The organism is Citrobacter freundii complex sp. CFNIH4, from assembly GCF_002934505.1.
GTDB lineage: Bacteria > Pseudomonadota > Gammaproteobacteria > Enterobacterales > Enterobacteriaceae > Citrobacter > Citrobacter freundii.
Genome location: NZ_CP026231.1, coordinates 1,843,360 through 1,855,100, shown reverse-complemented (window position 1 = coordinate 1,855,100; position 11,741 = coordinate 1,843,360). Strand labels below are relative to the sequence as shown.

At 52.4% G+C, this 11,741-nt stretch carries 11 protein-coding genes and 1 pseudogene; 8 read left to right on the top strand and 4 right to left on the bottom strand.

Going from position 1 to position 11,741, the window contains the following annotated elements; all coding sequences use genetic code 11:
• Positions 1-8: 8 nt before the first annotated feature.
• The gene (locus C2U41_RS09460; protein WP_003836127.1) at positions 9-545 is read left to right on the top strand and encodes a helix-turn-helix domain-containing protein; all 537 of its coding nucleotides are present in this window, start codon (positions 9-11) and stop codon (positions 543-545) included.
• A 79-nt stretch (positions 546-624) separates the two neighbouring features.
• Positions 625-2,592 carry a peptidase U32 family protein gene (locus tag C2U41_RS09455; RefSeq protein ID WP_003836129.1) on the top strand — a complete coding sequence of 656 codons (1,968 nt, stop codon included), beginning with the start codon at positions 625-627 and terminating at the stop codon, positions 2,590-2,592.
• Here C2U41_RS09455 and C2U41_RS09450 read toward each other — a convergent pair.
• The 4 genes from C2U41_RS09450 to C2U41_RS09435 all read right to left on the bottom strand — a co-directional run bounded on the left by C2U41_RS09450 (position 2,589) and on the right by C2U41_RS09435 (position 5,547).
• A complete protein-coding gene (locus C2U41_RS09450) occupies positions 2,589-2,819 on the bottom strand; it encodes a DUF2554 family protein (protein ID WP_103848712.1) in 231 nt (76 codons plus the stop codon). The genes C2U41_RS09455 and C2U41_RS09450 overlap by 4 nt on opposite strands.
• A 189-nt stretch (positions 2,820-3,008) precedes the next feature.
• Positions 3,009-3,134 carry a DUF2474 domain-containing protein gene (locus C2U41_RS09445; RefSeq protein ID WP_003020230.1) on the bottom strand — a complete coding sequence of 42 codons (126 nt, stop codon included), beginning with the start codon at positions 3,132-3,134 and terminating at the stop codon, positions 3,009-3,011.
• Complete coding sequence (gene cydB, locus C2U41_RS09440; protein ID WP_103848711.1) at positions 3,134-4,144, bottom strand: cytochrome d ubiquinol oxidase subunit II; 1,011 nt, start codon at positions 4,142-4,144, stop codon at positions 3,134-3,136. Before cydB ends, C2U41_RS09445 begins: the two co-directional genes overlap by 1 nt.
• A complete protein-coding gene (locus C2U41_RS09435; protein ID WP_103848710.1) occupies positions 4,144-5,547 on the bottom strand; it encodes a cytochrome ubiquinol oxidase subunit I in 1,404 nt (467 codons plus the stop codon). Before C2U41_RS09435 ends, cydB begins: the two co-directional genes overlap by 1 nt.
• Before the next feature lie 234 nt (positions 5,548-5,781).
• Between C2U41_RS09435 and C2U41_RS09430 the strand changes: the two are divergent.
• From C2U41_RS09430 to C2U41_RS09405, 6 genes and pseudogenes are all read left to right on the top strand, one after another.
• Positions 5,782-5,973: pseudogene (locus C2U41_RS09430) on the top strand (type II toxin-antitoxin system HicB family antitoxin); the annotation flags it as partial.
• Positions 5,974-6,065: 92 nt separating this feature from the next.
• On the top strand, positions 6,066-7,475 hold the full coding sequence (locus tag C2U41_RS09425) for an aminotransferase-like domain-containing protein (protein ID WP_044702348.1): 1,410 nt from the start codon (positions 6,066-6,068) through the stop codon (positions 7,473-7,475).
• 328 nt (positions 7,476-7,803) lie between these two features.
• Complete coding sequence (gene ydcS, locus C2U41_RS09420; protein WP_003020212.1) at positions 7,804-8,949, top strand: putative ABC transporter substrate-binding protein YdcS; 1,146 nt, start codon at positions 7,804-7,806, stop codon at positions 8,947-8,949.
• 16 nt (positions 8,950-8,965) lie between these two features.
• Positions 8,966-9,982 carry an ABC transporter ATP-binding protein gene (locus tag C2U41_RS09415; protein ID WP_003020210.1) on the top strand — a complete coding sequence of 339 codons (1,017 nt, stop codon included), beginning with the start codon at positions 8,966-8,968 and terminating at the stop codon, positions 9,980-9,982.
• Positions 9,983-10,927: an ABC transporter permease gene (locus C2U41_RS09410; RefSeq protein WP_003843727.1), complete on the top strand. Its 945-nt coding sequence runs from the start codon at positions 9,983-9,985 to the stop codon at positions 10,925-10,927.
• On the top strand, positions 10,917-11,723 hold the full coding sequence (locus C2U41_RS09405) for an ABC transporter permease (RefSeq protein WP_003020204.1): 807 nt from the start codon (positions 10,917-10,919) through the stop codon (positions 11,721-11,723). The genes C2U41_RS09410 and C2U41_RS09405 overlap by 11 nt, the downstream gene beginning before the upstream one ends.
• Positions 11,724-11,741: the final 18 nt, after the last annotated feature.

Below are 11,741 nucleotides of genomic sequence, written 5' to 3'. Positions count from 1 at the left end.
AGGAGAAAATGGACAACTTAACCCACTATCTGGCCACAACGCTCAGGACATTACGTCACCAGCGGGAATGGAGTCTTTCGCGTCTGGCGGAGGAAACTGGCGTCTCAAAAGCGATGCTGGGGCAGATTGAACGTAATGAATCCAGTCCAACGGTGGCGACATTGTGGAAAATTGCCACTGGGCTGAACGTCCCGTTTTCAACGTTTATTTCACCACCAGAGTCAGACGGCACGCTAACATTCGATCCCCAGCAGCAGGCAATGGTCGTCACGCCGTTGTTCCCGTGGGATCCTCAACTGTGCTTCGATCATTTTTCGATACTATTGGCGCCCGGCGCGCTCAGTGAATCTACTCCGCATGAGACCGGCGTAATAGAGCACGTGGTGGTGATTAATGGTCTGCTGGATATGTGTATTGAGGGGCAGTGGCGCACCCTTAAATCTGGTGAGGGTGTCCGTTTCGCCGGAGATATGGCACACAGTTACCGTAACAGCAGCGAACAAACGGTGCACTTTCATTCGCTGATCCATTACCCGCGCAGTTAATCGGGAAAACTATTCCGAAAAGCTGCGCTTGTGACTACAATAGCCGCCATTTTTACCGCTTGTGGATGGTAACAACTGTATGCGCCAGCAGCCTCATCACCTTGAATTGTTAAGCCCGGCTCGGGATACCGCCATTGCGCGCGAAGCCATTTTGCACGGCGCAGACGCCGTTTACATTGGTGGACCGGGTTTTGGCGCGCGCCATAACGCCAGTAATAGCCTGAAAGATATCGCCGAACTGGTGCCTTTCGCCCATCGCTATGGGGCGAAAATCTTTGTGACGCTAAATACTATCTTGCACGATGATGAACTGGAACCCGCGCAGCGGTTAATTACCGATTTGTATCAGACCGGTGTTGATGCTCTGATCGTACAGGATATGGGGATTCTGGAACTGGATATTCCCCCGATTGAACTGCATGCCAGCACCCAATGTGATATTCGCAGCGTTGAGAAGGCGAAATTTCTTGCTGATGTCGGATTCACCCAGATTGTCCTTGCGCGCGAACTGAGCCTTGAGCAAATTAACGCCATCCATCAGGCTACCGATGCGACCATTGAGTTTTTCATTCACGGCGCGCTGTGCGTTGCCTATTCAGGTCAGTGTTATATTTCACATGCGCAAACCGGACGCAGTGCTAACCGTGGCGACTGTTCCCAGGCTTGCCGTCTGCCGTATACCCTGAAAGACGATCAGGGACGCGTGGTGTCCTATGAAAAACACCTGCTGTCGATGAAAGACAACGATCAGACCGCCAACCTCGGCGCATTGATTGACGCAGGTGTGCGTTCCTTCAAAATTGAAGGGCGCTATAAGGACATGAGTTATGTAAAGAATATTACCGCGCATTATCGCCAGATGCTCGATGCCATCATTGAAGAGCGCGGCGACCTGGCCCGTTCATCAGCGGGACGTACCGAACATTTCTTTACCCCATCCACGGAGAAAACCTTCCATCGTGGCAGCACCGATTATTTTGTGAATGCCCGTAAAGGGGATATCGGCGCATTCGACTCACCAAAGTTTATCGGTTTGCCGGTCGGCGAAGTCCTGAAGGTGGCGAAAGATCATCTCGATGTTGAGGTGACAGAACCGCTGGCTAACGGGGATGGCCTGAACGTGTTAATCAAACGTGAGGTTGTTGGATTCCGCGCCAACACCGTGGAAAAAACGGGGAACAATCGTTATCGGGTATGGCCGAATGAAATGCCTGCCGATCTGCACAAAGTGCGTCCGCATCATCCGCTGAATCGCAACCTCGATCATAACTGGCAGCAAGCGTTAACCAAAACCTCCAGCGAACGCCGTGTTGCGATCGATATTGAGCTCGGCGGCTGGCAGGAGCAGTTGATTCTGACGCTCACCAGTGAAGAGGGCGTGAGCATTACCCATACGCTGGATGGCCAGTTTGAGGAAGCGAACAATGCGGAAAAAGCGTTGAGTAACCTACAGGACGGACTGGCAAAACTTGGGCAGACGATGTACTACGCCCGCAATATTCAGGTGAATCTGCCGGGCGCGCTGTTCGTGCCAAACGGTCAACTAAATCAGTTAAGACGTGAAGCCGTTGATATGCTGGATGCAGCGCGCCTGCAAAGCTATAAGCGCGGTAGCCGCAAACCAGTATCCCAGCCAGCGCCGGTTTATCCGCAAACGCACTTGAGTTTCCTGGCTAACGTCTACAACCAAAAAGCGCGTGAGTTTTATCACCGTTATGGCGTTCAGTTGATTGATGCAGCCTATGAAGCGCATGAAGAAAAGGGCGAAGTACCGGTGATGATCACCAAACATTGCCTGCGTTTCGCCTTTAACCTGTGTCCGAAACAGGCGAAAGGGAACATCAAGAGCTGGAAAGCGACACCGATGCAACTGGTTAACGGCGATGAAGTCCTGACGCTGAAATTTGATTGCCGACCGTGCGAAATGCACGTGATCGGCAAGATGAAACATCACATTCTGAAGATGCCGTTGCCGGGTAGCGTCGTGGCTTCGGTCAGTCCGGAAGAACTGATGAAGACACTGCCGAAGCGTAAGGTTAATCGTTAGCTCAGATGCGTATCGGGTTTGCGTGATTTTTGCCAGTGATGGCGTTCACGAAGATCGGCGGCGGATTCTTCCGCCGTCACTCGCAGCTCATCACTGTCGGCCGTGTGTCGTAGTAAATGATCGGCATCCTGCACCTGAAGATATTCATATCCCTGATTAGTAGCGAAAAGTTGACCGGAAAAAAGCGCGCTGGCCAGCAATAACACTGTTAACCCTTTCTTAAACATCATCCACCCTCTGGTACGTTAGCTGCGGAATTGGCGATAATTTCGCCTGGTGACTATTCAATATTTTAATCGGGATAATGACAATCTCTGTTTTGTCATTTTGATGTTTTTTACATTTTTGTTTAGTCGATGTTGGGATTTGTAACACCCGGGCAGTGCAGCACTGCCCGGGTGTTATCAGGGAGAGATTCAGGACTTAAATCCGGCGGCCGTCATCAGGAGACGAAAGAACATACCAACAGCGGCGAGGGCCAGCACGCTGCCGCCCCAGAGGATCACCAGCCACATCAGGCGTTTCCAGATTGTTTGTTGCATCAATGATACCCCTCACCATGTTGAACTTTGCCGCGGAAAACGTAGTAGCTCCAGAAGGTGTACACCAGGATTATCGGGATAATCAGCAGTGCGCCAACCAACATAAAGCCCTGACTTTGCGCCGGAGCCGCCGCTTGCCAGAGCGTAATGGACGGCGGAATGATGTGTGGCCAGATACTGATCCCCAGCCCGCTAAACCCGAGGAAAATCAGCCCCAGTGTCAATACAAAAGGCAGCGTATGGCAGTTATGTTGCCCCAGCGAACGCCACAGCCAGATGCTGATAAGCGCAACCAGCAGCGGAACCGGCATCAGGAACCACAGGTTGGGCAGGCTAAACCAACGCTCGCCAATCGCGCTATGCGCCAGTGGTGTCCACAGGCTGATAATGGCAATCACAATCAACATTGCCAGCAGCAGTTTTTTGGCCACGCGACGCATTTTATCCTGCAACGGATTTTCACTTTTCATCACCAGCCATGTCGCCCCCAGCAGGGCATAGGCTACAACCAGGCCAACGCCGCAGAACAACGTGAACGGGGTCAACCAGTCGAAAGGACCGCCGCTGTAGCTGCGACCGGTAACGGAAAATCCGTTGAGTACGGCACCCACCACCACGCCCTGGGTGAATGTCGCCAGGATTGAACCGCTGAGAAAGGCTTTATCCCAGAATGGTCGATGCGCCGGCGTGGCCTTGAAGCGAAACTCAAACGCGACGCCGCGAAAAATCAGGCCGATTAGCATCAGGGTCAACGGGAGCGTCAGCGCATCGACAATCACCGCATAGGCCAGCGGGAACGCGCCAAATAACCCGGCCCCGCCCAACACCAGCCAGGTTTCATTCCCATCCCATACGGGAGCGACGCTGTTAACCATCACATCGCGGTCATCAGCGTCCTGAATCGCGGGGAATAAAATGCCAATCCCGAGATCAAAACCGTCCATCACGATATACATCAGCGTGGCGAACACGATAATCACAAACCAGATAACTGATAAATCGATACCCATTAGCGATGAGCCTCCGGTTGAGAATCAAGGACGGCAGCCGAAAGCGGCCGGGCAGGCGTGCCGGTTGGCGGAATTGTTGGGTCATCTTCATGTGGCCCCTTGCGGATCAGGCGTATCATGTAGCTGTAACCCACACCAAACACTGAGCTGTACACCACAAAGAAGGACAGCAGGCTGATGCTCATATGTAAATCACCATGTGCGGAAACCGCATCCGCCGTACGTTGCAGACCGTAAACCACCCACGGTTGACGGCCAACTTCAGTGGTCACCCAACCGGCAAGGATGGCAATCAGACCTGAGGGGCCCATCCACAAGGCAAAGCGCAGGAAAGGGCGCGAGGTGTATAAACGCTGCTTATAGCGCAGCCACAGGGCAAAAGCGCCCAGCAGGATCATCAGCATGCCTAGCCCGGCCATTATGCGAAACGACCAGAACACCATCGTTGAGTTAGGCCTGTCTTCTTTAGGAAACTCTTTTAGTGCCGGGACCTGTTTGTCCAGGCTATGGGTCAGGATCAGACTACCCAGGGCAGGAATTTCCAGCCCATAGCGGGTGCGTTCCTGCTCCATATCCGGCCAGCCGAAAAGTAGTAGCGGGGTTGGTTCGCCGGGCGGATTTTCCCAGTGCCCTTCAATCGCAGCAATTTTTGCCGGCTGATGCTTCAGCGTATTCAAACCGTGCATATCGCCAATCAAAGCCTGCAGCGGGGCGACGATTAACGTCATCCATAGCGCCATTGAGAACATTGCGCGAATAGCCGGGGTGTTATTCCCGCGCAATAAATGCCATGCACCTGACGCTGCAACAAACAACGCGCTGCTGAGGAAAGCGGCAACGGACATATGCAGTAAACGATAAGGGAATGAAGGATTGAAAATAACGGCGAACCAGTCAACGGGAACGACCTGGCCGTTAACTATTTCATAGCCTTGCGGTGTCTGCATCCAGCTGTTAGAGGCGAGGATCCAGAAGGTTGAAATAATGGTACCCAGTGCGACCATGCAGGTGGCAAAGAAGTGAAGCCCTGGGCCAACCCGGTTCCAGCCAAACAGCATTACCCCAAGGAAGCCCGCTTCAAGAAAGAAGGCGGTGAGCACTTCATAGGTCAGAAGCGGCCCGGTGATGCTACCGGCGAACTCGGAAAAACCACTCCAGTTGGTACCGAACTGATAAGCCATCACCAGCCCGGAAACTACACCCATACCAAAGTTTACGGCGAATATTTTCGACCAGAAATGGTATAGCGAACGCCAGGTGGGATTTTTCGTCTTTAGCCATAACCCCTCAAGTACTGCCAGATAACTGGAGAGGCCGATGGTAATGGCCGGAAAGATGATGTGAAAGGATACCGTAAACGCGAACTGGATCCTCGCCAGGTGAAACGCGTCAAGACCGAACATGCTTAACTCCGCAGGCAAAATTGATTTGGCGCAATTCTAAGCCTGAGAAGCAATGCGGGGCAGAAACAGAACAGTTCTTTTTAACCATAACAGTTGCAGTGTTGTTATAGGTTGTACACGCTGATATGAAATCTGGAAGCTGGATTCCTGTTATTAAATAGCGTCCTCCCCACGTTAGTAATTCTGCAATATTAATAGCAAGGTAATTAAAAGGTAATCATAAATGTTTACTTTGTGTGTATAAAGGTTCTTCTGCTGAATGCCTTCCTTGAATCAAAAATCACCCAGCAGGAGCTGGCGAACAGGATCGGCAGACCTAAGCAGGAGATCACCCGTTTATTTGATTTAAAGCACACGACAAAAATTGATGCCGTGCAGATTGCTGCGCGCGCCTTAGGCAAAGAGCTGGCGTTAACGATGTTGTAAAACTGTTAACTATAACAGTTATAAAAAACACCCTGATTATGTAAACTGATATACACAGTGATTGTCACCGACACCGGTAATCAGGATCAAAAATGAAAAAGTACCAGCGACTGGCAGAGCAAATTCGCGATCAAATTGCGTCTGGCGTATGGCAGCCAGGCGATCGCTTGCCTTCCTTGCGTGAGCAAGTGGTCAGCAGCGGAATGAGTTTTATGACCGTCGGACACGCATACCAGTTGCTGGAAAGCCAGGGGCGGATTATCGCCCGGCCGCAGTCTGGTTATTATGTCGCCGCGCGCCCCGAACGTGAACTGGCAGCGCCGCAGGTACAGGTCATGCGCGACGAAGCGGTGGATATCAATACCTATATTTTTGATATGTTGCAGGCCAGCCGGGATGCGTCAGTGATGCCCTTTGCCTCAGCATTCCCCGACCCGCGTCTGTTTCCACTTCAACAGTTGAACCGCTCGTTGGCGCAGGTGAGTAAAACCGCCACCGCCATGAGTGTGATTGAAAACCTGCCGCCGGGGAATGCTGAGTTGCGTCATGCCATTGCCCGTCGCTATGCTCAACAGGGGATGACCATTTCACCGGACGAAATCGTCATCACCACCGGCGCGCTGGAAGCCCTCAACCTGAGCCTGCAAGCTGTCACTGAACCGGGTGACTGGGTGATTGTCGAAAACCCCTGTTTTTACGGAGCGTTGCAGGCCCTGGAGCGATTACGTCTGAAGGCGCTGTCGGTAGCCACCGACGTTAACGAGGGGATCGATCTTGCCGCGTTGGAGCAGGCGTTGCAGGAGTACCCGGTAAAAGCCTGCTGGCTAATGACCAACAGCCAAAATCCGCTGGGTTTTACGCTCAGCGCAGAGAAAAAGGCGCGTCTGGTTGCCTTGTTGGAAAAATACCACGTAATGCTGATTGAAGATGATGTTTACAGCGAGCTGTACTTTGGCCGCGAAAAACCGCTACCTGCCAAAGCCTGGGATCGCGCCGACAGCGTTCTGCATTGTTCGTCTTTCTCGAAGTGTCTGGTGCCAGGATTTCGTATTGGCTGGGTGGCAGCAGGGAAACATGCCCGGCGTATTCAGCGACTCCAGCTAATGAGTACTTTATCTACCAGTTCGCCCATGCAGCTTGCACTTGTTGATTATCTTTCAACCCGGCGCTATGACGCGCATTTGCGACGCTTGCGTCGGCAACTGGCGGAACGTAAACAACAGGCCTGGCAAACGCTGCTGCGTCATCTTCCGGCGGAAGTCAAAATTCACCACAACGACAGTGGTTATTTTCTGTGGCTGGAGCTGCCGGAACCGCTTGATGCTGGTGTGCTCAGTACCCATGCGCTGGCACACCACATCAGCATTGCGCCGGGTAAAATGTTTTCGACCTCGGGAAGCTGGACACGTTTTTTTCGTTTTAATACTGCATGGCACTGGGGAGAGCGAGAAGAGCAGGCCGTAAAACAGCTTGGCAAATTAATTCGTGAAATGATGAAATAAACCATAACGCGCTATTCAATATAAATGAATAGCGCATTCTTATTTTCGAAATAGTGAATGCTGAACCACGGTATTATTTATATCGGGTGCGGCCATACAAAATATCAATAGTTAATACTATTGCCACCTCTGCGTCTAACTCCTTGTCTATACTCCAGAAGATTACCCCCTTGGTCAGAGTCTGTAGCGTAATGAGCGTTAGCTCACAACCTGATTAAATTTCCTTGCACCAGCAGGAACGCTTACCACACCCCGACTATTTTTAGAAAAGGACATATATTTACGGCAAGGCTGCCGCTCAATATTTTTTCGACAGGAGTAAGACGTTATGAGCAAGCAACTTGCCCTCAGTAGCCTGTGTGCCTTCAGCATGACGCTGATGACTGCGCAGGCAGCCGAACCCCCCACATCATTAGATAAACCGGAAGGCCGCCTGGATATTATTGCCTGGCCGGGTTATATCGAACGTGGGCAAACCGATAAACAATATGACTGGGTCTCGCAGTTTGAGAAAGATACCGGCTGTGCGGTCAATGTAAAAACGGCGGCCACCTCTGATGAGATGGTCAGCCTGATGGCTAAAGGCGGTTACGACCTGGTAACCGCTTCTGGTGATGCCTCACTGCGCCTGATAATGGGAAAACGCGTTCAGCCGATTAATACTGCGCTGATCCCTAACTGGAAAACCCTTGATCCGCGAGTGGTAAAAGGGGAGTGGTTTAACGTTGGCGGTAAAGTTTACGGTACGCCATACCAGTGGGGACCAAACCTGCTGATGTATAACACCAAAACCTTCCCAACGCCGCCGGACAGCTGGAACGTGGTATTCGTTGAACAAAATCTGCCTGACGGGAAAAGCAATAAAGGTCGCGTTCAGGCTTACGATGGCCCGATCTATATTGCCGACGCCGCATTATTCGTTAAAGCCACCCAGCCGCAGTTGGGTATTACCGACCCCTATCAGCTCACTGAAAAACAGTATCAGGCGGTGATCAAAGTCCTGAGCGATCAGCACGCGTTGATCCATCGCTATTGGCACGATACCACCGTGCAAATGAGCGATTTCAAAAACGAAGGCGTAGTGGCGTCAAGCGCCTGGCCTTATCAGGCTAACGCCTTGAAAGGCGAAGGTCAGCCAATTGCCACGGTCTTCCCAAAAGAGGGGGTTACCGGATGGGCTGATACCACCATGCTGCACAGTGAAGCGAAACACCCGGTTTGCGCTTACAAATGGATGAACTGGTCATTAACCCCGAAAGTACAGGGCGACGTAGCCGCCTGGTTTGGTTCTCTGCCAGTGGTGCCTGAAGGTTGTAAAGCCAGCCCGTTACTGGGTGAAAAAGGCTGTGAAACCAACGGCTATAGCTATTTCGACAAAATTGCCTTCTGGAAAACACCAATTGCCGAAGGTGGAAAATTCGTTCCTTACAGTCGCTGGACGCAGGATTACATCGCCATTATGGGTGGTCGTTAATTCCGCTGGGGGTTTTATGACGTACGCAGTGGAGTTTCATAACGTCTCGCGTTTGTATGGGGATGTTCGTGCAGTGGATGGGGTGAGTATTGCGATTAACGACGGTGAGTTTTTCTCTATGCTGGGGCCATCCGGCTCCGGCAAGACCACCTGTCTGCGCCTGATTGCCGGGTTTGAGCAACTGTCAGGCGGCGCAATCACTATTTTTGGTAAACAGGCCAGCGAATTGCCGCCCTGGGAACGGGACGTCAATACGGTATTTCAGGATTACGCGTTATTCCCGCACATGTCGATCCTCGACAACGTCGCCTATGGGCTGATGGTTAAAGGCATTGATAAAAAACAACGCCACGCGAAAGCACGTGAAGCACTGGATAAGGTCGCACTCGGTTTTGTTTATGAACGTAAACCGTCGCAGCTTTCCGGTGGGCAACGTCAGCGTGTGGCGATTGCCCGGGCGCTGGTCAATGAACCGCGCGTCCTGCTGTTGGATGAACCGCTCGGGGCATTGGATCTCAAACTGCGTGAGCAGATGCAGCTGGAGCTGAAAAAATTACAGCAATCCCTTGGCATCACCTTCATCTTTGTCACCCACGATCAGGGTGAAGCCCTGTCGATGTCCGATCGGGTGGCGGTGTTTAATAACGGTCGCATCGAACAGGTGGATTCTCCGCGTGAACTTTACATGCGTCCGCGGACGCCGTTTGTGGCAAGTTTCGTCGGAACGTCAAATGTCTTTGATGCGACGATGTCGGCGAACGTTTGTGGGCTACAGGGTATGTTCTCCCTACGTCCCGAACACATTCGCTTGAATGATGCCGGAGGAGAAGTCCAGGCCCGGGGTGTTATTCAGGCGGTGCAGTATCAGGGGGCGGCGACGCGGTTTGAGCTGAAACTTGCCGGAGGGGAAAAACTGCTGGTTAGCCAGGCGAACCTGACGGGAGAAATGCTACCGTCAACGTTGTCGCCGGGTCAGCAGGTGATGGCATCGTGGTCCCGCGACGTGATGGTACCGCTGGTTGAGGAGAGGTGAATGGCTATGAACGTCTTACATTCGCCTCCACAGTCGACAAGCCTGAACCGGATCTCAGGTTACTTCTGGCGTAATCCGGGGATGGGTCTGTTTTTGCTGCTCCTTGGACCACTGATGTGGTTTGGCATTGTCTACTTCGGCTCATTACTGACGCTGTTGTGGCAAGGTTTTTATACCTTCGACGATTTCACTATGTCGGTCACGCCGGACCTGACGCTGGCGAATTTGCAGGCGCTGTTTAATCCTGCTAACTACGACATCATTTTGCGTACCCTGACGATGGCGGTGGCGGTCACCATTGCCAGCGCGATTCTGGCGTTTCCGATGGCGTGGTATATGGCGCGCTATACCAGCGGCAAAATGAAAGCCTTTTTTTACATTGCCGTAATGTTGCCAATGTGGGCCAGTTACATCGTTAAAGCCTATGCGTGGACGCTGCTGTTAGCTAAAGACGGTGTGGCGCAGTGGTTTTTAACCCATCTTGGGCTGGAGCCGCTACTGCTTTCGTTCCTGACGCTGCCTGCGGTAGGCGGCAATACGTTGTCGACTTCAGGCTTAGGGCGCTTTCTGGTGTTCGTATACATCTGGCTGCCGTTTATGATCCTGCCGGTACAGGCCGCACTGGAGAGACTTCCGCCGTCACTGTTACAGGCCTCCGCTGATTTGGGCGCGCGTCCGCGTCAAACCTTCCGCTATGTGGTTCTTCCGCTGGCAATACCCGGTATCGCTGCGGGATCTATCTTTACCTTCTCTCTGACGTTGGGCGACTTTATCGTGCCACAGCTGGTGGGACCACCAGGCTATTTCATCGGCAACATGGTGTATTCGCAACAAGGGGCGATCGGCAATATGCCGATGGCGGCGGCATTTACTCTGGTGCCGATTGTGTTAATCGCACTGTATCTGGCGTTCGTGAAGCGTCTGGGAGCTTTCGATGCACTCTGAACGCGCGCCCTGGTTACTCAAACTGGCGGCATGGGGTGGGGTTATTTTCCTGCACTTTCCCATCCTCATCATTGCCACCTATGCTTTTAATACTGAGGAGGCTGCTTTTAGTTTTCCACCGCAGGGATTAACGCTGAAGTGGTTTAGCGTTGCGGCGCAGCGTAGCGATATCCTGGAGTCTGTGACGTTGTCACTTAAGATCGCTGCGTTGTCGACCGCTATTGCCCTTGTTCTGGGGACGCTGGCTGCGGCCGCGCTGTGGCGTAGGGACTTTTTTGGCAAAAGTGCAATATCGCTGTTGCTACTGTTGCCGATCGCGCTGCCGGGCATTATTACCGGCCTTGCGCTGTTGACGGCGTTTAAAACCATCAACCTGGAACCGGGTTTTCTCACGATCGTAGTGGGCCATGCGACGTTTTGCGTGGTGGTGGTGTTTAACAACGTTGTGGCGCGTTTTCGCCGTACCTCATGGAGTCTGGTTGAAGCGTCTATGGATCTTGGTGCCAACGGCTGGCAAACCTTTCGTTACGTCGTGCTGCCCAATCTGGCATCGGCACTACTGGCGGGCGGGATGCTGGCGTTTGCCTTGTCGTTTGATGAAATCATCGTGACAACGTTCACCGCCGGACATGAAAGAACACTTCCTCTGTGGCTGCTCAATCAATTGGGCCGTCCACGGGATGTGCCGGTCACCAACGTTGTGGCATTGCTGGTAATGCTGGTGACAACACTGCCAATTTTAGGGGCCTGGTGGCTAACGCGTGAAGGCGACACTCTCGCCGGAAACGGTAAATAAACGACGATATGGGAAATT